The following is a 20,491-nucleotide window of genomic DNA, read 5'->3' as shown; positions in this document are numbered from 1 at the left end:
CCTGTGAAAGGACGGATCAGGGCTGGATGCGTTCCTTTTTCCAGCTACCGTCCTGCAAGTCATAGACTATCCTGTCGTGGAAGCGCGAGGCGCGCCCTTGCCAGAACTCGACGCGGTCCGGGACCAGGCGGTAACCGCCCCAGTGCTCGGGCCGATGCGGCTGACCGCCGCTGGCCGCCTCGACGGCGGCATAACTCTCTTCCATTGCTTCGCGGCTGGCGATCGGCCGGCTCTGCTGGGAAGCAATGGCCCCCAGCTGGCTCTTCACCGGGCGGCTGTAAAAGTACTTGTCGCTCTCTTCGGCGGAGGTTTTCTCGACCCGGCCTTCGATCCTGACCTGGCGTTCAAGCTCGGGCCAGAAGAACAGGATTGCCGCGTGCGGATTCTCCGCGAGCTGCTGGCCTTTCTGGCTCTGGTAATTGGTGTACCAGGTGAAGCCGCGCTCATCGTATTGCTTGATCAGCACGATGCGCGAACTCGGGCGGCCATTCTTGCCGACCGTGGCCACGCTCATGGCGTTGGGCTCGTTCACCTGCGCCTTCATGGCTTCATTGAACCACTTGGCAAACTGCGCAATCGGGTCGGCCAGGGTGTCGGCTTCCGACAGGCTGGCGCGGCCATAATCCATGCGCAGGTCCGCCAGGGCGATTCCGCCGGCGATGGCCGCCGGCAGGATGCCGCGGCGCTGCTGCATGGCCTCGCCCAGGATGGTCATCTGGGCGGGACTGAGTATCCGTTTGGCCATGGGCGCGATGTGCGCCTCTTCGGTTTCCATATGCGAGGTATAGGCTTGCACGAAGCGTTCTACGTCGGCGGCATTCAAGGCTGCGCTGGAACCGTTGGCAATCTTATCAAGTTGCGAATCGAGTATAGCCCAGTCCTGGTCCATCTGCTTGTGCTGAGCGAGGATCTGCGGGCCCAGCTCGGCCAGCAGGGCCGAATCGTCGCCTTGCGCCGCCGCCGTCAACAGGGGAAAGAGGTCGTTTTCCTCGTCGGCGTGGTGCAGGTGGGCAGCCTTGTTGAAGTACTTTTGCACGGCCTGGGCGGCCTGCTGGGCGGCGGCATCGGCGCCGTGCTGCGGCAGGTGGCTCAGCAGGTTTTGCAAGGTTTGCAATTGCTTGCGGATCTTGTCGTGGCAGTGTTTCAGGACAGCGATCGGCTGCTCATAGCCGGGGGCGGTATCGATCAAGGAGTTACTCATGGTGCAGGTCTGGTGAACTTGGCAAGAGAAAACATTGTAGCCCGGGTCCGGTAAAATGACGGGATGAATTCCCCGCAAATAGTTGATCCAGTTCTGGAAGATATCGATTTTGACCGCCGTTTTGGCGGCATCGCCCGCTTGTATGGCGAAAAAGCGCTCGCACGTTTCCGTGGCGCAAATGTCTGCGTCATTGGCGTGGGCGGCGTCGGCTCGTGGATTGTGGAGGCGCTGGCGCGCTCTGCCATTGGCAAGCTGACCCTGATTGACCTCGACAATGTGGCCGAGTCGAATATCAATCGCCAGATCCAGGCCTTGTCCGGCACGATCGGGATGGCCAAGATTACCGCGCTGGCGGAGCGCATTGCCCAGATCAATCCATTCTGCGAAGTGGTGCAGGTGGAGGATTTCATCACGCCGGATAACCTGGATGAGATGGTGGGGGCGCAGCAATTCGACTATGTCGTGGATGCAATTGATTCAGCCAAATCGAAAACGGCGCTGATTCACTATTGCCGCAGCAAGCAGATTCCGCTGATCGTGATTGGCAGTGCGGGAGGACAGACCGATCCGACCCGGATCGAGGTGCGCGATTTGTCCAAGACTGAGCAGGAGCCCTTGCTGAAGAAGGTGCGGCGGCGTTTGCGCAGCCAGTACAACTATCCGCCGAATTCCAAGAACAAGCTGGGGGTCGATGCGGTGTTTTCGATGGAGCCTTTGAAGTTTCCTGAGACGGGGGAGGCTTGCACTGTCGATGGCGATGAGAAGGCTGCGAAGCCTGGGCTGACCGGTATCAACTGCGCGGGGTTTGGCTCGGCGATGGTTGTGACCGCGACGTTTGGGATGGTGGCGGCGGGGCATTTGCTGCGCAAACTGGCTGAGCAGGCTGAAACCGGTAAACCGGTGTCTGACCCGCAGGGTCAGACACCTGACTCGCGGCCGCAGCAGCCCGGTGTCTGACCCTGCGGGTCAGACACCGTTTTACCGGTTTTGGGCGAACGGCAAATACCGCCCATCCGGCATCGACTCCACCAGCGCAAGCCCCTGCACATTCCACAACACCGGCACCCCGCTGAAATCCGCAGGCGCCTCCTTCGCCTCGCGCGCCAGCGTGATGTGCGGCTTGAATTCCCCATGCGTCGCGGCGCTGAACCCCGCCGCCTCCAGCCGCGACATCAGCTCACCTTGTGCGGCCAGCAGCCCGGCAGGCACAGCACTCATCCCCGCCCAGGCAATTTGCGGCCGCTTGAAGTAGCCATAACAATCAACGGTCAACTGCAACGGCGGCACATGCGTTGCATGCAGGATGTCGAGCAAGACAGGCAAGGCTTCCGCCGGCTGCTGGCCAAGAAATGCCATGGTCAGGTGCAGTTTTTCGGGCGGAACCAGTCGTCCACGCACCGGCTGCTGCAGGCGCACCAAGTCCTGGCGAACATCCTCGTCCGGCCAGAGCGCAAAAAACAGTTTGTGCACAGCTTGTTTTGCTATCATGGCAGCCGCTTTAAAACCACTTAACGAATATACATGAAACGCACTTCGATCCTGTTCGCATTCCTGTGCGCCGCCGGCCTGGCGCAGGCACAGCAGCCTACCCAAGAACCTGCCCCGGCGCAGCCAGCGGCGACGGCCGCACCAGCGGCGCAAGCCGAAGCCGCGGCGCCGGCCCAGCCAGGACCGGTCGTGCCGGGTTCGGCCCAGCCAGGTCCAGCCGCAGAGCAACTGATCGTCACCGATCACAAGATCGGCAAGGGCGCCGAAGCCAATGTCGGCAACACCGTTTTCATGCACTACACCGGCTGGCTGTATCGTCCGCTGGCCAAGAACCAGCGCGGCCGCCAGTTCGACAGCTCGATCCCGCGCGGCGAGCCGCTGGACTTCAAGCTGGGCACCGGCAAAGTGATCAAGGGCTGGGACCAGGGCATCGTCGGCATGAAGGTGGGCGGCAAGCGCACCCTGATCATCCCGGCGGAACTGGCTTATGGCTCGCGCTCCATGCCGGGCATTCCTGCCAACTCGGCCCTGATCTTCGACGTCGAGCTGGTGGACGTCAAATAACTCAGCGGTAGTCCTCGGCCGCCAGGCTGTACTTCTGCATCTTGTGGTACATGGTCTGCTTCGGCAGGTTCAGCGCGGTACAGGCGGTGGCGACGTTGCCGCCGGCCGCGCGCAGCGCCTGCTCGATCAGCATGCGCTCGAAGGCGCCGACCTGGTCCGCCAGCGAAGCCGGCGCTGCGCTCTCCGTCGAGGCCGACAACCCCAGCACGAAACGATCGGCCGCATTACGCAACTCGCGCACATTGCCGGGCCAGTCCTGCGCCATCAGCTGCTGCATCTGCGCGGGCGGTACGACCGGGCAGGGACGCTTGTAGCGTGCTGCCGCATCCATCATGAAATGCTCGAACAACAGCGGAATGTCTTCGCGGCGCTCGCGCAGCGGCGGGATGTGCAGCACGATCAGGTTCAAGCGGTAATACAGGTCGCTGCGGAACTTGCCCTGGTCGGAAAACTCCTTCAGGTCTTCTTTTGACGCAGCAATGACACGGATGTCCAGCGCTACCGGGGCGTTCGAACCCAGGCGCTGGATCGAGCGCTCCTGCAGCACACGCAGCAGCTTGACCTGCATCGCCAGCGGCAGGCTTTCAATTTCGTCCAGGAACAGCGTGCCGTGATCGGCGTGCTCGATCTTGCCGACCTGGCGCTTGGCAGCGCCGGTGAAGGCGCCTTGCTCGTGGCCGAACAGTTCGCTCTCGAAAATCGTCTCCGGGATGGCGCCGCAGTTGACCGGCACGTAGTGATGCCTGCCGCGCTCGCTGAACTGGTGCAGGCAACGTGCCACCAGTTCCTTGCCGGTGCCGGTTTCACCATAGATCAGCACATCGGCCGGCTGTCCGGCGACGTCCAGGATCACCTGGCGCAAGGCTTGCATGGCGGGTGTATTGCCCAGCAGGCAGGCCTCGATGCCTTCGCTGTGCTCGAGCTTCTGGCGCAGCGCGCGCACTTCCAGCTGCAGGCGCCGCTTGTCGACGGCACGTCGCACCACGTCAGCCAGTTGCTCCGAAGAGTAGGGCTTTTCCAGGAAGTCGTAAGCGCCGTCGTGCATGGCTTGCACCGCCATCGCAATGTCGCCATGGCCGGTGACCAGGATGACCGGCAGTTCGGGGTCGATGGCACGCGCCGCTTCCAGCAATTCCAGCCCGCTCATGCCGGGCAGGCGTACATCGCTCACCAGCACCACCGGGCTGTTCGCCTGCAGCAGCTGGGCTGCCGGTTCGGCGCTTTCGAAGCTGCTCACCGAGAAATCGGCCAGCTCCAGCGCCTGTTCACTGCCAGCGCGTACGGTCGGGTCATCTTCGACCAGTAGCACTTGTATGTTGTCCATTACGTCTCCTGCGCTTCTTTTAATTCGATCACGAAGCAGGCGCCAGTACTGGCCTGTTCCGCTCTTAAGCTTCCGCCGAAATCGCGGATGATTTGTTCTGAAATCGCCAGCCCCAGACCCAAGCCTTCGCCTTGCGGCTTGGAGGTGTAGAACGGCTCGAACAGCCGCTCGCGCGCTTCGTCGCTGAGACCCGGGCCGCTGTCGGCCACGCGGATCAGGACCCGGCCTGGCTTGCTGCTCACCTCCAGCACCAGCTCGCGCACCGCGCAGCCGGCCATCGAGTCCAGGGCATTGGTCATCAGGTTGAGCAGCACCTGTTCCAGCCGGTTGCTGTCGCACAGCGCATAGATATCGGCCTTGTCGATGCGCAGCTGGAAGGTGACCTTGTCGAGCTGGATGCGGCGCTCCACCAGCACCAGGGCGTTCGAAATCGAGGTGTGGATCGACACCGGGCCCAGTTCCGCATTCGACTTGCGGGCGAAGCCCTTCAGCTTGCCGGTAATGGTGCCCATGCGCGCCACCACCTGCGAAATGGTTTTCAGGTTGTTGCGCACATCGTCCATGCGGCCGCGCTCAAACAGCAGCACGGCGTTGTCGGACATGGTGCGCAGCGCCGTCAGCGGCTGGTTCAGCTCGTGCGTGATGCTGGCCGACATCTGCCCCAGCACCGCCAGCTTGCCGGCCTGGAACAGCTCGTTCTGCGTGATTTGCAGCTGCTGTTCGGCCTGGCGCCGCACGTCGACTTCCTTGCTCAAATCCTGCGTCATGCGCGCCAGGCTGGCGGTACGCTCGGCCACCATGCGTTCCAGCTCTTCCTTGGCGCGCAGGCGCTGGCGCCAGTACAGGAACAGCAGGATGAGGAAGCCATAGGCCAGCAGCGCGAACAGGAAGGCGAGGCTGGCATTGCCGCGCGCCGCGTTCAGGTCGGACATGTAGATGAAGGTCCAGTCGCGCGGCGCCAGGGAGCGTGTCTGCGCCAGCATCAGGGGCGTCGACGCTGCACCCGGTGCATTGCTGTTGCGGATCACGAGCAGGCGGTCGCCATTGGCCAGCGCTTCGTCATGCTTCAGCGTCAGCGGCGGCAGCGCTTGCGCGAAATACTGGCGCGTCTGTTCGAGTTCGGCGCGTACGTTTGCCGACAGGGGCCGCAGGGCCTTGAACTTCCACTCCGGGTCCGAGCTGAGGAAGATTACGCCATTCGGGTCCACCAGGGCCACCTTGTCGCTGCCCTGCGTCCAGCTGCGCTGCTGGTTCTCGATGCTGACCTTGATGGCCGCCACGCCCAGCATGCGGCCGTCCTTGTAGATGCCGTGGGCGTAGAAATAGCCCGGCTCCAGGCTGGTGGTGCCGACGCCGTAGAAGCCGCCAGGGCGGCCGCGCAGGGCATTGCGGATGTAGGGCCGGAAATTGACGTCGTCGCCGATGAAGCTGTCCTTCTGGCGCCAGTTGCTGGCGGCCTGGGTGCGGCCCTGCAGGTTGACGATGTAGATATTGCTGGACTCGGCCTTCTTGTTCAAGCCTTCCAGGTATTCGTTGACACTGTTGCGCACATCCTCGTCGCCGGGATGTTCCAGCAGCTGGACCACGTCCTTGTCCAGCTCCAGCATGCGCGGGATCAGGTCGTACTTGTCGAGCAGGTTTTCCAGGCTGGTGGCATACACCTCCAGCCTTTGCGCGCCCGCTTCACGCAGGCGCTCGGTCGTTGCGCTGTCGGCCCACCAGTAGGCCAGGTAGGGCAGGGCCAGGCCTGCCAGCAGCACCAGGCCCAGCAAAGTACGGACGTGTTGCGTCGGACGCGGTTGCGCCTGGGGCATTGCGGTGATGTTGGGCTGGACTGGCATTACAGCCAACTATAGCAAACCTCAGTTACAGTTGATGGCGCAACCCCAGGTTAAAGGCGCGCTGGCCCTTGCCGTCGTCGGTGGCGTTGCCGACGGTGAAAGGGGCGCCGTTGTGGCCATTGATGCGGCCGTAGGCGGCGTACAGGTCGGTACGCTTGGACAGGCCGTACAGGTAGGCGATGCCGTATTGGCGCGCATCCTGGTTGGCCGCGCTGCGGTCCATGTGCTGCACGACCGAGCCGGCAAAGCTGTGCGGGCCGAAGGTGGCGCACAGGCCCAGCACCACGTCGCGGCTGGATGCGCCGGGAACGCCGATGGTGCCGGCGGTGATGACGCTGGTGGCGCTGGTCACGGTGCCCGTTGGGCTGCTGGTGCCGTTCGACAGCGTGCTGCTGCCGCCGCCGCCCACGGTGCCCATGCCCCGGTTGAAGGCATAGCCCGCGTGCAGCTGGTAGTTGCCGACCTTATAGCGCGCCGCCAGCAGGGTGTTATAGGCATGCAGGCCGGCGCTGGCGCTCTCGCGGCGGAAGTGCGACAGCGACAGCGCCAGCGGGCCTTCGTCGTAATTCAGGGCGCCGCTCAGCGCGCGCTTGCGGGTATTGTCGTCGGCCACTTCGCCCGCGCTGTAAGCCAGCTCGGTCGAGAAGCCGGCCAGCTTGGGCGAGGCGTAGCGCAGCGAGTTGTCCATGCGGCGGTTCGGTACCATCAGGTTGGCAGCTTGGCCGGCCAGGCCGTCTGCGAAAGGATCGGCGATGTCGCGCAAGGCCTTGTAGTACGGCGAGTACTGGCGGCCGGCGCTGATGGTGCCCAGCGGGCTGGCCAGCGAGACGTAGGACTGGCGGCCGAAAGTCAGGCCGCCCTGGCCGGAAGCGCCGGTATCCATGGCGAAGCCGCTCTCGATGACGAAGCTGGCCGACAGGCCATTGCCCAGGTCTTCGGTGCCCTTGAATCCAATGCGCGAGCCGGAGGCGATGCCGCTGCTCACATTGGAGGTATTGCCGGCGGCGCCGCCGCGTTCGAGTACGATGCCGGCATCGGCAACGCCATAGACTTGGACGGAAGATTGCGCGTGCGCGCTGCAGCAGGCCAGGGCCAGCAGGGTGGTGGCAGTGTATTTCATTGGTGTTCTCCTGAGGTTGTTGTTCTTATGCGGCGCGAATGTAGCTGTGTTCGTCCGCTTGTTCTTCTTCGCCGAGCGCGCCTTCCCACTTCGCCACGACGGCGGTTGCGATGGCGTTGCCGACGGCGTTGGTGGCCGAGCGGCCCATGTCGAGGAACTGGTCCACGCCCATCAACAGCAGCAGGCCGGCTTCAGGGATGTGGAATTGGGTCAGGGTGGCGGCGATCACCACCAGCGAAGCGCGCGGCACGCCGGCCATGCCTTTCGAGGTCAGCATCAACAGCAGCAGCATGGTGATCTGGGTGCCCAGCGACAGGTCGATGCCATAAGCCTGGGCGATGAACAGCACGGCGAAGGTGCAGTACATCATCGAGCCGTCCAGGTTGAAGGAATAACCCATTGGCAGCACGAAGCTGGAGATGCGGCGCTGCACGCCGAACTTGTCCAGCGCGACCAGCAGTTTGGGATAGGCCGCTTCCGAGCTGGCGGTGGAGAAGGCCAGCAGGAACGGTTCGCGGATCAGGCCGACCAAACGCAGGACGCGCGGGCCCAGCACGGCGAAGCCGGCGCCGATCAGCAGTGCCCACAGGCAGAACAGGCCGAAGTAGAAGCCGCCCATGAACTTGGCGAAGGTGGCAAGGATGCCGAGGCCATTGGTGGTGACCACCGAAGCCATGGCGGCAAACACCGCCAGCGGGGCCAGGCCCATGATGGTGCCGGTAATGCGCAGCATCACCTGTGCCAGCTCGTCGACTACGTCCAGCAGGCGCTTGCCGGATTCGCCCAGCGCGCCCAGCGCGGAGCCGAAGAAGATCGAAAACACCAGCACTTGCAGGATCTCGTTATTGGCCATGGCCTCGATCGGCGACTTCGGCACCACGTGGGTGATGAAATCCTTCAGCGTGAAGGCCGAGGTTTTCAGGCCGGTGCTGGCGTCGATGGCGGGCAGCGGCAGGCCCAGGTTGGTCCCAAGCTGCATCACATTCGACAGCAGCATGCCGAGCGCCAGGGAGACCAGCGAAGCGACGATGAACCAGGCGAAAGCCTTGGCGCCGATGCGGCCGGCGGCCTTGCCGTCGCTCAGGTTGGCGATGCCGACGGTCAGGGTCGAGAACACCAGCAGCGCAATGATCATCTTGATCAGGCGCAGGAAGATGTCGGTCACCAGCGAGATGTGGGCCGAGATGTCGGCGGTGAGCTTCTTGTCAGGGAAAACCGTGTGACAGGCGTAGCCGACGGCGATGCCAAGCAGCATCGCGAACAGGATGTAGAGGGTAAGGGGGCGCTTCTTTTGCATTCCGGTCTCCGTTGTGTAGGTCCCCGCGTGTGTGGCGGGGTCCCGGGACAACAGCAAGCTGTGTGCCCGTTGGACGGATTCCGGTAAGTGCTTGATTTATAAGCCTGCCGGCATACTAATGATGCCGGCTGGCAATTTTACAGTCCCAGGACTTGGACGGCGTGGAGAGGCTGTGTATGACTTCTTGGCTTAATGCGCATGACCATGGTGGTGATCGTGATCGTGCTGGTGATCATGGTCATGGTCATGGTCGTGGTCATGCTTGTCCTCAAGCGCATGCCCCTGGCCTTGCAGGCAGCACTCATGCTGGGTGGTACCTTGCTCGGTTTGCAATGTCGTATGGTGGATGCCGAATTGCTCCTTCAACTGGCGCGCAATGTCGTCGATGGCCATATCGCCCGGGTAGCCGCCCGGCATGACAAGGTGGCAAGTCAGCGCCACATCGGTGGTGCTCATCGACCAGATATGCAGGTCGTGCACGCCGGCCACGCCAGGGCTGGCCAGCAGGAATTTTTCCACTTCGCCTGCATCCACGTTGCCGGGCACCGCGCCCAGCGTCATGTCCAGCGCCTCGCGCAGCAGCGACCAGGTGCTCTTCATGATCAGCACCACGATCACCAGAGACACGGCAGGGTCGATCCACGCCCAGCCGGTGTACATGACCACCAGGCCCGCAATCAGCACGCCCAGCGAGATGGCGGCATCGGCCGCCAGGTGCAGGTAGGCGCCGCGGATATTCAGGTCGTCCTTGCTGCCCTTCATGAACAGCCAGGCCGAAATGCCGTTGACGGCAATACCGATGCCGGCCACCACGGACACGGTCAACCCCGCCACAGGCGTAGGCTCCATCAAACGCTGGAAAGCGCCCCATGCGATCGCGCCGGTGGCCGCCATCAGCAGCATGCCGTTGAACAGCGCAGCCAGGATGGAGCTGCTGCGCAGGCCATAGGTATAGCGGCCGGACGGCTCGCGCTTGGCCAGGATGGCCGCGCCCCAGGCAAGGATCAGGCTCAATACGTCCGACAGGTTATGGCCCGCGTCGGCCATCAGCGCCGTCGAATTGGCCAGGAAACCGTAGAAGAACTCGATGGCAACGAACACCGCGTTGAGCGCGATCGCAATGGCAAAAGCGCGGCCGTGGCCTACTTCGCCGTGATGGTGGTGATGATGGCCGTGGTCGTGGCCATGTCCGTGATGATGATGGGCGCTCATTGTTCGTTACCGTTGGATGGTTCGGCGATATGTTCCAGCATATCGCGCAGGACGCCGCTGATATGGGCATCAGCGGTGGAATAGAAGACTTGTTTGCCCTGGCGCTCAGACTTGACGATACGCGCGGCGCGCAGCAGGCGCAGGTGGTGGCTGACCAGCGAAGAGCTCAGTTGCAGCGAACCCGCGATATCGCTGACTGCGATCGGCTGCTCCAGGCAAGCCAGCACAATGCGCAGCCGGGTCGAATCCCCCAGCAAATGGAACAGGTCCGCCAGCTCCGCGACGGAAGCATCGTTGTCAGAATAGATAGCCATAGCAAACAAATGAATAGGTATTCACATGTTAGCATGAAAGTCGGGGTCAGGTCTGGCAATCCGCCACCAATTTCGCATAGCGAAATTGGTGGCGGATTGCCAGACCTGACCCCGACTTTTATTTGGCAAGTTCAGCTTCGAAGGCGGTGCGGGTTTTGGCGTCGAGGGTTTGCAGGGCGCGCTCGAGCTTGGCGGGCGGGATGCCGGCCGGTTTGCTGAACATTGCCTGTCCGATCAACACCAGGGCGGCGGTCAGGACTGCTACCCCTGCGGCGGCTGCCAGCAGGCGCAGTTCGCGGCGCGAGAAGGGCTCGTGCGAGGTGGGGATGGGGCGGGCGCCAGGGGGCGGGACGTAGGCGGCGCCTGGCATTGCCGCTGGGGCATGCGCGCCGTCCAGGCGCGCCAGGTGGCGCTCGACCGCTTCTTCCAGTACCGCTTCGTTCAAGGCCACCAGGGCAAAGATCGGGTCGTCGACATCTACCTTGATGCCGGTCTTTTCGAATACGTGCAGGCGTAGTTTCTGCGGGTCGAGGGCCATTTACCAGTTCACCAGGTCGAGTTGTTCGAACAGGTCGCGGAACACGACCTTGATGCGCTGCTTTTCCATCACATTGAATTTGTCGCTGGCCTTCACTTCGTCCACCGTCAGGCGGCCGGTGTTCATCTTCTTCACGTCGGCGCCGAAGGTGTCGGCATTGCGCGCGCTCAGCACAATGCGGCCGCGCACGCGCTGCGAGTTGTCGGCGTAGGTCTGCGATTCGAGGAAGGATTTGCCGGATGCCGATTGCAGCAGGCCGAAATGCTCGTTCTCCCACAGCACCAGCGGCACCTGGGTCGACTTGGCCGTGGTGACGAAGCCCATCGCGGTATCGTGCAGCGTGTCGCCGCCGCCAACGATGGTGTGGATGTACACCTTGCGGCCCGATTCTTCCAGCAGGTTGAAGCAGTCGTTCTCAATCAGGTAGGCCATCAGCGGCGAGAACGTGTTGGCGCCGTTGTCGACCACGCAGTTGCCGTCTTCTTCCAGGATGTCGATCATCAGGGCGTCGAAGCGCTTGGGGTCGATGGTGCGCGATTCGGTCATCACCGGCACGTGCTTCACGTCCAGTGCCTTGTAGCGCGAGAAGGTGGTGTTTTCCTGGTCGGTGTCGTAGCAGCGCAGCGGGCCTTCGCTCTTGGCTTTCAGCCATTGCGCGAGGATGGTCGATACATACGTCTTGCCGATACCGCCCTTGCCCTGCAGGACGAAGTGAACCGTGTTTTGCATTGATGCTCCTGTTATCAGTGGCAGTTGGCCGTGCCGCTGTCACGGGCTTCCTGCTGCGGGCGTTCCGGCGCCGTCTTCGGCTGGACCGGCAGGAACTCCCATTCGTAGCTGTTTTCCTTCAATACCAGTTTCAGCACGCCGGTGCGCCAGTTGGAGCGCGCCTCGCTCTGCTCATTGAGCCAGAGGAAGGGCGTCAGCATGGCGCCGCCGGTGCCGACCACGAACTGGCGCACGCCGCGCGCCGCATCGGGCTGCGCGTCCGCATCCATCGGCGCCAGGCGCTCGTAGTCGTGGTCATGCCCGGACAGCACCAGTTCGACGCCTGCCGCATGCAGGGCGCGCCAGACGTCCTGCATCTTCCTGGTTGGTGTGTGCCCGCCAGAACTATACATGGGCGCGTGCCAGTAGGCGAGGGTGCAACGCGCCTTGCTGGCTGCCAGGTCGTCTTTGAGCCACAGGAGCTGGCGCTGGTGCTCGGCGGTTTTCAGGTCGCTGTTCAGGGAAATGAAGTGCCAGCCGCCCTTGTCGAAACTGTAATAGCCACGTCCGGCAGGGCCGGCCAGTTCGCCGAAGTAGTCGAAATAGCCTGCCGCCTTGCCGCTGGTGTATTCATGGTTGCCGGGCGTGGGCCGGGTGCGCGCCTTGAACTGGCCCCAGGTAGGGGCGTAGCAGTCGCTGAATTCGGCCGGGGCGCCATTCGGGTAGGTATGGTCGCCCAGGGTGAGGATCAGGGCCTCGGGGTCGCCCCTGGCAATGATGGCAGCGGTTCCGGCGGCGCCGGAGTCGGCGGCGCGGTTGTAGCGGCAGTCGGCGATGTCGCCGGCGGCGTACACCGTCAGGGGGCGCGCGGCATGCCCGGCGGCTGGAGCGGAGAGGGCGGCTGCGACGGCCAGCCAAGGTAGAATGCGTGTTTTCATTGGCACCATTTGAACAGGCATGCGAGTTTCACCATCCAGCGAGCAGGAAGCGATCCTGAAGTCCCGCGCCCGGACCTTGATGATCGAGGCCCGCGCAGGGACAGGCAAGACTACCACGCTGGCCATGCTGGCGGCACAGGAACCGGGCGTCGTGTTGGGCCTGTGTTTCTCGGAAGGGGCGCGCCAGCGCTTTTACGAGAAGCTGGCGCTGGAATGCCCGGAGCGCAAGGTGCAGGTGCTGACGGTGGAAGCGCTGGCGCGCTCGCAGCTCACGCGCATCGCGGAGCACGGCAACTGGCTGGACCTGCCCGAGCGCTGGTCCAGCCTGGAGCAGATGCGCCCCATGCTGGTGGCAGCCGCCAACACGGTCTGGCAGCGCCACGAGGGCCGCTATACGGAATTCGATTTCGATTTCGAGCGCAGCACCCAGCGCGTGGAAATGATGCTGCAATTGCTGGCGCAGATGAAGGCGACCCTGGCCACCTTGCGCTTCGAGGATGAGGTCTTCGACGACTTCACTTTCGACGAATTGTGCAATGAGTTCCAGCTGGAAGACCGCGAGATCGTGGAGATATTCCACGAGTTCGAGCGCCGCCGCCAGCCGCAGGCCGGGCATATCCTGTGGCAGGCGCCGGTCGATTACGCGACCGACCTGGTGTCCATCCTGCGCCGCTTTCAGGAAGCCGTGCACGACATGCCGCAGGCCGACTTGCTGCTGGTCGACGAATGGCACGACGTGAATGCCGCCGAATTCGAGTTGCTGCAACTGTTCCGCCGCAACGCGCGGCTGGTGGTGGTGGGCGACCGCCACCAGGTGATCAACGCCGAACGCGGCGCCGACCCGCGCTTTTCGGGCGGCGGCTTCGAGCTGGCCTTCCCGGACGCGGAACGCCTGCCGCTGTCGCAGTCGCGCCGCTGCGGCGTGTCGCTGAAAAAACTGCTGGAACGCGCCTTGCCGAAATGCGGCTTCGAATCGCACCCGGACACCTACTCGGAAGTGCGCCACGTCGAATATGAGCACGCCGATCCGCAAGCTTGCGCCCGGGCTGTCGTCGCCAAGGCGAAAGAGCTGGCGCTCGGCCCCGACCTGGCCATCATCCTGCGTGAAGTGGACCAGAGCGTGGAAATCGAAAACGCCTTGCTGGACGCCGGCCTGCCCTACAACTGCGACGGCTTCGCCTCCTACCTCAAGCGCCCCGAGATCATGGCCCTGCGCGCCCTGCTGCACGTGGCCAGCGGCGACTACAGCACGCTGAAGGCGGACAAGGAAAGCTGCGAGCTGATGGTCGACGGCCTGCAAACCTATTTCGCCGTGTCGGGCGATCGCCGCGACTACGAGGCCAGCCACGCCATGTACGGCTCTGGCGACGCCTACCAGCAGCAGAAGGACGCCGTGGTGCGCGACCCGGAAACCCTGGAATTCATGTTCAGCGGCCTGCTGTGCGCCGAACAGCCTTACGACAGCGGCGCCACGCGGCGCTGGAAGCAGCGCCTGGCCGCCGTGCTGGAGCAGTTGAAGGCGCAGGCCCCGACGGCCAGCGCTGCGCAATTGCTGGAACTGGCCAGCACGGGCCTCGACCTGCCGGCCGCTACCCGCCGCACTTTCGTCAAGCGCGCCCACGCCGACTCCGTGCTGCGCACCCTGCGCGCCTTCCTTGATTTTGCCCAGCGCCAGGGCGATGCCAAGGCGCCGGCCTTCCTCGAAGAACTGCGCCGCCGCCAGGTGGCAACGCGCGGCAAGCCTGCGGCACGCGGTACAGCGAGTAAGACGCTGGCGCTGGCCACGGTGCAGTCGGCAAAGGGAAGGGAGTGGCAGCAGGTGCTGCTGCCGTATATGGAAGAAGGCCAGTTCCCGCGCGCCACCCGTAATGGCGATGAATACGCCGAAGAACGGCGCTACCTGTACGTGGCGATCAGCCGCGCCATCGCCGGCCTGACCCTGTTCGAACCGGCTGCAGCGGAGCGCCGCAGCCGCTTGCTCAACTAGTTAATAAAGCGCAGCAGGCCTTTCAGCGAATGCTCGATGGTCTGCGCGCGCACCGCCTGGCGGTCGCCGGAGAACACCAGCCGTTCGGTGTGCACGGTATCGGCGTTGGCCCAGCCAAAACAGACCGTGCCGACCGGCTTGCCCGGCACCGCGCCGGTGGGGCCGGCAATGCCGGTGACCGATACCGCCACATGCGCATTGCTGGAGCCCAGCGCGCCTTGCGCCATGGCGGCTGCCACTTCTTCGCTGACGGAACCGAATTGCGCCATCATGGCGGCCGGTACTTCCAGCATTTCGGTCTTAGATGCGTTCGAATAGCAGACAAAGCCGCAATCGAACCAGCCGGTGGAGCCGGCAATGTCCGTGATTGCCGTGGAGATGCCGCCACCGGTGCACGATTCCGCGGTTGCCAACAGCAAGCCTTTGTCTTGCAAGGCCTTACCCACCTGGGCGGCCAGTTCGTTGATGTCTGTACTCACTTGTGGCTCCTTTAGCAAACAAAAGCGTTTGAACCCATTCTAGCGCGCTGCTGTGCAGATTGACCACGCTGCACCGCAATAATGTGGCGTCACGACTAACTTGCAAGCCGGGGAAGGCTTTTGTGGTGCGATAAACCAATAATTGCGCCGCTGTCGGGTACTCAGCGATAGAATGCCCCAAATCCCCTGTTCGCGAGGCACGGTGGTGAGGACTCTCCAAGGAAGATGTCCCGTTTTCTGGGTTGCGCTGCTATTGGCTGCGCTGCTGCCCCTGTGCGCCCATGCCCAATCCGGCTCCAGCCTGGAGCGCCAGGTCAAGGCTGCCTACCTGTACAAGTTTGCCGGCTTCGTTGAATGGCCCGAGGGCAGCTTTGCGCGCCCGGATGCGCCAATCGTGATCGGCGTTGCCGGCGCCGACCCGCTGGCCGAGCAACTGGAACAGACGGTTGCCGGCCATACGGCCAACGGCCGGCCGCTGCAGGTCAGGCGCATCAAGCGCGGCGACAGCCTGGCCGGCGTCCACATCCTGTTCATCCCGGCGCAGGAGAGGGCGCTGGCGCAGGAGCTGCTGGCCGCCAGCCGCGGCCAGCCGGTGCTGACCGTCACCGATGGCGACGAGACTTTCGGCATGGGCAGCATGATCAATTTCGTCATCGCCGACGAAAGGCTGCGTTTTGAAGTCTCCCTGAAACACGCGGCCGTAGCGCGCCTGAAGATCAGCGCGCGCATGCTGTCGGCCGCCCTTCGCGTGCAGCAGGTGGCGGGATGATGACGCGCCGCCGCTCCCTGCCGCAAAAGCTGCTTGGCGTGGTGATGCTGGTCACGCTGGCGGCCCTGCTGGTGTCGCTCGGCACCATCATCGCGTACGACTTGCGCGCCTACCACCAGTCCCTCAGTTCCGACATGACGACCCAGGCCGAGCTGCTTGGGCATATGAGCGCGCCGGCGCTGACGTTCGACGATCCGCGGCTGGCCAAGGAGAACCTGGCCCTGCTGCGCCTGCGGCCCAAGGTCAATGCCGGCGCCATCTACAACGCGCGCGGCCAGCTGTTCGCTACCTATGTGGCGCCGGGCATCGATATCAGCGTGCCGGCTGCGCCGCAGGCCGAGGGCGTGGCTTTCGAGGACGGCAAGATGATGCTGTTCCGCCGCATCCGCGACAACGGCGAATTGCTGGGCACCGTCTACCTGCAGTCGGACTATGAACTCCTGGGGCGCTTCGGCGACTACATGATGATTGCCATCGTCGCCACCTTCCTGGCGATGGGCATTGCCTACCTGCTGATGCGGCCCCTGAACAAGGTCGTCACGCAGCCGGTGCTGGCGATTGCCGACGTCGCGCGCGAGGTGATGGCGACCGGCGACTATTCGCGCCGTGCGCCGGGTACCAGCAACGACGAGGTGGCCGAGCTGGCCGATGCCTTCAACAAGATGCTGGGCGAGATCGAAAGCCGCACGCGCGAGCTGGAAACCTCGAACAGCGAAATCGCGCGCGAGGCGGAACAGCGCAGCAAGGCGCAGCAGGAAGTCATGCGCCTGAACGAGGAACTGGAGCAGCGCGTGCACGAACGCACCCTGCAGCTGGAGCAGGCCAACAGCGAGCTGGCCATGGCAATGCAGGAGGCAAAGAGCGCCAACCAGGCCAAGTCGGCCTTCCTCTCCTCCATGAGCCATGAACTGCGCACGCCGCTGAACGCCATCCTCGGCTTCGCGCAAATCCTGACCTCGGAAAAACTGCCTTCCACGCTGGTGCAGAAACGCGAATTTGCCAACCACATCCTGAAATCCGGACGCCACCTGCTGACCCTGATCAATGAGATCCTCGACCTGGCCAAGATCGAGTCGGGCGCCGTGGCGCTGTCGCTGGAACCGGTGGCGCTCAACGAAATCCTGCACGAGTGCGAAGGCATGGTGGCGCCGCTGGCAAGCGCGCGCGGCATCCGCCTGCTGTTCCCGGACGGCTGCACCTCCCATGTCACGGCCGACCGCACCCGCCTGAAGCAGATCGTGCTCAACCTGTTGTCCAACGCGATCAAGTACAACCGCGATGGCGGCGCCGTGGTGGTCGACTGCAGCCCGAGCGGCACCAGCCTGCTGCGGGTCTCGGTGCAGGATACCGGGATGGGGCTCAGGCCGGAGCAGGTCAAGCAGCTGTTCCAGCCCTTCAACCGCCTGGGCCAGGAAAGCGGGGCGGAGGAGGGCACCGGCATCGGCCTGGTGGTGACCAAGCGCCTGGTGGAGCTGATGGGCGGAACCATCGGCGTGACCAGCAGCCAGGGCGTGGGCAGCATGTTCTGGATCGAGCTGGAATCGACCGAGCCGACGCCGTCGCGCATCGACCCCAATGCCGAGCGGCCGCCCCAGCAACAGCGCCACGCGGAAGGCGAGCCGGCCATGATCCTGTATGTGGAAGACAACCCGGCCAACCTCAAGCTGGTGGAAGAGATCATCAGCTTCCGCCCCGACCTGAAACTGATTTCCGCGCCGGACGGCCACCTTGGCATCGAGCTGGCGCGCGCCCACCAGCCGGACATCATCCTGATGGACATCAACCTGCCGGGCCTGAACGGCATCGACGCCGTCAAGCTGCTGGCCAGCGATCCCCGCACCGCGCACATCCCCGTCATCGCCCTGACCGCCAATGCCATGCCGCGCGACGTGGAAAAAGGCCTGGCGGCAGGCTTCTTCCGCTACCTGATCAAGCCGATCAACATCGACGAGTTCACGGAAGCGATCAACAGCACCATGGCCTTCCTGGCACGCAGGGAGGAAGAAGGGAGTACGTCCAAGTGATCAGCCGCGACGATATCCTGAACGCCAAAGTCCTGATAGTGGACGACCAGCCGGTCAATGTGCAGTTGCTGGAATACCTGCTGCAGACCAGCGGCTACGTGAACGTCAGCTCCACCACCGACCCGCGCATGGTGGCGCCTTGGCACGAAGAGCACCGCTACGACCTGATCATCCTCGACCTGCACATGCCCGGCATGAGCGGCTTCGACGTGATGGAGGCGCTCAAGCCGCTGGAGCCGGAATACCTGCCGGTGCTGGTGGTGACGGCGCAGCCGGACCAGAAGCTGCCGGCGCTCGATGCCGGCGCGCGCGACTTCGTCAGCAAGCCTTTCGACCCGGTCGAGGTGCTCACGCGCATCAACAATATGCTGGAAGTGCGGCTGCTGCACCAGCAGGCGCGCGACTACAACGAGGTGCTGGAGCAGACCGTGCGCGCCCGCACCGCCGACCTGCAGCGCTTTCGCAGCGCCATGGACGCCACCGCCGACGCCATCTTCCTGATCGACACCAATACACTGGCGCTGGTGGACGTCAACGAAGGCGCCTGCCGCATGCTGGGCCACCCGCGCGCGCAACTGCTGTCGCTGGAGCCGGCCCGGCTTGGGCTTGGCGGCCGCGATACGCTGTCGGCGCAGGCCGAGCGCGCCGGCCAGGCGAAGGCGGCGCCGCACCGCGCGCCGGAGTTGATGGAAATCGAACTGCAGCGCGGCGATGGCGCCACGGTGCCCGTGGAAGTCTACTGGCTGCTGCAAAGCGAAGGAGAGTCGGCACACCGCACCCTGATCTGCGTGGCGCGCGACATCACCGAACGGCGCCTGGCCGAAGAGCGCCTGCGCCACATGGCGCATTACGATCGTCTGACCGGCCTGCCCAACCGCACCCTGTTCTTCCAGACCCTCGGCGAATCGATCGAGCTGGCGCAGGACAAGGAATGGCGCATCGTGGTGCTGTTCATCGGCCTGGACCGCTTCCGCAAGGTCAACGACTCGATGGGCGCCGCCATGGGCGACCAGTTGCTGCACGAATTTTCCAACCGCCTGGTGCAATGCGTGCGCTTGCGCGATACGGTGGGCCGCCTGGGCGGCGACGAGTTCGCGCTGATCCTGACCATGACGCGCGACCAGCAGGACGCGGTCCTGGTGGCAAACGAAGTGCGCGATGCCCTGCGCTCGCCCTTCGAGCTGGACGATCACCAGGCCACGCTGACCGCCTCCATCGGCATCGCCATGTACCCGGACGACGCCAACGATCCGGAGACGCTGGTCAAGTATGCCAACACCGCCATGGAGCGCGCCAAGGAGGCCGGCGGCGACGGCTACCGCTTTTTCACCGCCGGCATGAACGTGCAGGTGCTGGCGCGCCTCGACCTGGAGATGGCGCTGCGGCGCGCACTGGACAACAACGAACTGGAGCTGCACTACCAGCCCAAGGTCAACCTGACCGCGGGCCGCATCAGCGGCGCGGAGGCTCTGCTGCGCTGGAACCGGCCGGGCTATGGCCTGGTCTATCCGGCGGAATTCGTCGGCGTACTGGAAGAGACGGGCCTGATCGTGCGCGTCGGCAGCTGGATCATCGATGCCGCCTGCCGCCAGATCGCGACCTGGCTGCGCACGCCGGTTGGCGGCGTGCACGTGGCCGTGAACGTGGCCAGCCGCCAGTTCGTCGAGGGCGACCTGGAAAACGACGTGCGGCAGGCGCTGGAACGGCACAATGTGCCGCCCGAACTGCTGGAGCTGGAATTGACCGAAACGGCCTTGATGTCCAATGCCGAGCGCACCATCCAGGTGCTGACGGCGCTCAAGCAACTGGGCATCAAGGTGGCGATCGACGATTTCGGCACCGGCTATTCCTCGCTGGCCTACCTGCAGCGCTTCCCGATCGACAAGCTGAAGATCGACATCGCCTTCGTGCGCGATATCACGACCAATCCCAACGATGCCGCGATTGCGCTGGCCATCATCAGCATGGCGCACAGCCTCAAGCTGCGCGTGATTGCGGAAGGCGTGGAGACGCGGCCGCAGCTGGAATACCTGCGCCGCAACCGCTGCGACGAAATCCAGGGCTACTTCTTCAGCCGTCCGTTGGCCGCGCCGGAGATGGGCGCGCTGGCCGAATCGGGCAAGAGCCTGCCGCCCGACCCCAATGTGGCGGCCGAGCCGCCGCAAACCCTGCTGCTGGTGGACGACGACGTCAACGTGCTGTCCTCGCTGCACCGCCTGTTCCGCCGCGACGGCTACCGCATCCTGACGGCGGAGTCGCCGGCCGAAGGTTTCGACCTGCTGGCGCTGTATCCGGTGCAGGTGATCGTGTGCGACCAGCGCATGCCGATCCTGAGCGGCACCGAATTCCTGGCCAAGGTCAAGGAAATGTACCCGGACACGATCCGCATCATCCTGTCCGGCTACACCGGGCTGGAAGCGGTGCTCGACTCGATCAACCGCGGCGCGATCTACCGCTTCTACACCAAGCCGTGGGACGACACCCAGCTGCGCGACAATATCCGCCTGGCCTTCCACCACTACTGGCTGATGCACGGCAGCGGCCGCCGCGCCGGGGAACCGGGCGAAGACCATACCGCGCTCACCGGATAAAAAAATGCCGCCCACGATGGGGGCGGCTGGAAAACATTCACGGGAGTGGTATGAATGTGGAGACAGGCAGGATAATAGTCGCTGCTTGTGACCACT

Annotated in this window: 18 protein-coding genes; 6 read left to right on the top strand and 12 right to left on the bottom strand. The window is 64.1% G+C overall.

Annotated features, from left to right (window positions below):
• Positions 1–16: 16 nt before the first annotated feature.
• Positions 17–1,201 carry a pyridoxamine 5'-phosphate oxidase gene (gene pdxH, locus ACN9M3_RS28720; RefSeq protein ID WP_426319390.1) on the bottom strand — a complete coding sequence of 395 codons (1,185 nt, stop codon included), beginning with the start codon at positions 1,199–1,201 and terminating at the stop codon, positions 17–19.
• 63 nt (positions 1,202–1,264) lie between these two features.
• Between pdxH and tcdA the strand changes: the two genes are divergently transcribed.
• Positions 1,265–2,158 carry a tRNA cyclic N6-threonylcarbamoyladenosine(37) synthase TcdA gene (gene tcdA, locus ACN9M3_RS28715; protein WP_426319389.1) on the top strand — a complete coding sequence of 298 codons (894 nt, stop codon included), beginning with the start codon at positions 1,265–1,267 and terminating at the stop codon, positions 2,156–2,158.
• 21 nt (positions 2,159–2,179) lie between these two features.
• Here tcdA and thpR read toward each other — a convergent pair whose 3' ends face one another.
• A complete protein-coding gene (thpR, locus tag ACN9M3_RS28710) occupies positions 2,180–2,689 on the bottom strand; it encodes an RNA 2',3'-cyclic phosphodiesterase (protein WP_426319388.1) in 510 nt (169 codons plus the stop codon).
• Positions 2,690–2,722: 33 nt separating this feature from the next.
• Between thpR and ACN9M3_RS28705 the strand changes: the two genes are divergently transcribed.
• On the top strand, positions 2,723–3,253 hold the full coding sequence (locus ACN9M3_RS28705; RefSeq protein ID WP_426319387.1) for an FKBP-type peptidyl-prolyl cis-trans isomerase: 531 nt from the start codon (positions 2,723–2,725) through the stop codon (positions 3,251–3,253).
• Position 3,254: 1 nt separating this feature from the next.
• Here the strand turns inward: ACN9M3_RS28705 and ACN9M3_RS28700 are convergent, their stop codons facing one another.
• From ACN9M3_RS28700 to ACN9M3_RS28660, 9 genes are all read right to left on the bottom strand, one after another.
• On the bottom strand, positions 3,255–4,577 hold the full coding sequence (locus tag ACN9M3_RS28700) for a sigma-54-dependent transcriptional regulator (protein ID WP_426319386.1): 1,323 nt from the start codon (positions 4,575–4,577) through the stop codon (positions 3,255–3,257).
• Positions 4,577–6,418 (bottom strand): sensor histidine kinase, encoded by a 1,842-nt coding sequence (locus ACN9M3_RS28695; RefSeq protein WP_426319385.1) that lies wholly within the window; start codon positions 6,416–6,418, stop codon positions 4,577–4,579. The genes ACN9M3_RS28700 and ACN9M3_RS28695 overlap by 1 nt, the downstream gene beginning before the upstream one ends.
• A gap of 25 nt (positions 6,419–6,443) precedes the next feature.
• Positions 6,444–7,538 (bottom strand): porin, encoded by a 1,095-nt coding sequence (locus ACN9M3_RS28690; protein WP_426319384.1) that lies wholly within the window; start codon positions 7,536–7,538, stop codon positions 6,444–6,446.
• A gap of 25 nt (positions 7,539–7,563) precedes the next feature.
• Positions 7,564–8,835 (bottom strand): dicarboxylate/amino acid:cation symporter, encoded by a 1,272-nt coding sequence (locus ACN9M3_RS28685; RefSeq protein ID WP_426319383.1) that lies wholly within the window; start codon positions 8,833–8,835, stop codon positions 7,564–7,566.
• 189 nt (positions 8,836–9,024) lie between these two features.
• Positions 9,025–10,047 (bottom strand): cation diffusion facilitator family transporter, encoded by a 1,023-nt coding sequence (locus ACN9M3_RS28680; RefSeq protein WP_426319382.1) that lies wholly within the window; start codon positions 10,045–10,047, stop codon positions 9,025–9,027.
• Complete coding sequence (locus ACN9M3_RS28675) at positions 10,044–10,361, bottom strand: ArsR/SmtB family transcription factor (RefSeq protein WP_057261009.1); 318 nt, start codon at positions 10,359–10,361, stop codon at positions 10,044–10,046. Before ACN9M3_RS28675 ends, ACN9M3_RS28680 begins: the two co-directional genes overlap by 4 nt.
• A gap of 118 nt (positions 10,362–10,479) precedes the next feature.
• A complete protein-coding gene (locus tag ACN9M3_RS28670; protein WP_426165269.1) occupies positions 10,480–10,899 on the bottom strand; it encodes a hypothetical protein in 420 nt (139 codons plus the stop codon).
• A complete protein-coding gene (locus ACN9M3_RS28665; RefSeq protein WP_426165267.1) occupies positions 10,900–11,628 on the bottom strand; it encodes a hypothetical protein in 729 nt (242 codons plus the stop codon).
• Between the two features lie 14 nt (positions 11,629–11,642).
• Complete coding sequence (locus ACN9M3_RS28660; protein ID WP_426319381.1) at positions 11,643–12,545, bottom strand: metallophosphoesterase family protein; 903 nt, start codon at positions 12,543–12,545, stop codon at positions 11,643–11,645.
• A 19-nt stretch (positions 12,546–12,564) separates the two neighbouring features.
• Here ACN9M3_RS28660 and ACN9M3_RS28655 point away from each other — a divergent pair, with 19 nt between their 5' ends.
• Positions 12,565–14,532, top strand: a complete 1,968-nt coding sequence (locus ACN9M3_RS28655) for a 3'-5' exonuclease (RefSeq protein WP_426319380.1) — start codon at positions 12,565–12,567, stop codon at positions 14,530–14,532.
• Here ACN9M3_RS28655 and ACN9M3_RS28650 read toward each other — a convergent pair.
• Positions 14,529–15,011: a CinA family protein gene (locus tag ACN9M3_RS28650; RefSeq protein WP_426165261.1), complete on the bottom strand. Its 483-nt coding sequence runs from the start codon at positions 15,009–15,011 to the stop codon at positions 14,529–14,531. The two genes, ACN9M3_RS28655 and ACN9M3_RS28650, sit on opposite strands and share 4 nt — an antisense overlap.
• 253 nt (positions 15,012–15,264) lie before the next feature.
• On the opposite strand from ACN9M3_RS28650, the gene ACN9M3_RS28645 reads away from it, so the two are divergent.
• Genes ACN9M3_RS28645 through ACN9M3_RS28635 form a run of 3 tightly spaced genes read left to right on the top strand, consistent with a single transcriptional unit; the run spans position 15,265 to position 20,395 of the window.
• Positions 15,265–15,780: a YfiR family protein gene (locus ACN9M3_RS28645; RefSeq protein WP_426165259.1), complete on the top strand. Its 516-nt coding sequence runs from the start codon at positions 15,265–15,267 to the stop codon at positions 15,778–15,780.
• Positions 15,777–17,804 carry an ATP-binding protein gene (locus tag ACN9M3_RS28640; RefSeq protein WP_426165257.1) on the top strand — a complete coding sequence of 676 codons (2,028 nt, stop codon included), beginning with the start codon at positions 15,777–15,779 and terminating at the stop codon, positions 17,802–17,804. Before ACN9M3_RS28645 ends, ACN9M3_RS28640 begins: the two co-directional genes overlap by 4 nt.
• Positions 17,801–20,395 carry an EAL domain-containing protein gene (locus tag ACN9M3_RS28635; protein ID WP_426165255.1) on the top strand — a complete coding sequence of 865 codons (2,595 nt, stop codon included), beginning with the start codon at positions 17,801–17,803 and terminating at the stop codon, positions 20,393–20,395. Before ACN9M3_RS28640 ends, ACN9M3_RS28635 begins: the two co-directional genes overlap by 4 nt.
• The last annotated feature ends 96 nt before the right edge of the window (positions 20,396–20,491 follow it).

This window comes from Pseudoduganella sp. R-43 (assembly GCF_049913255.1).
Classification (GTDB): domain Bacteria; phylum Pseudomonadota; class Gammaproteobacteria; order Burkholderiales; family Burkholderiaceae_D; genus Rugamonas.
Note: the sequence above shows the minus strand (reverse complement) of the source record. Positions and strands in the feature narration are given on the sequence as shown.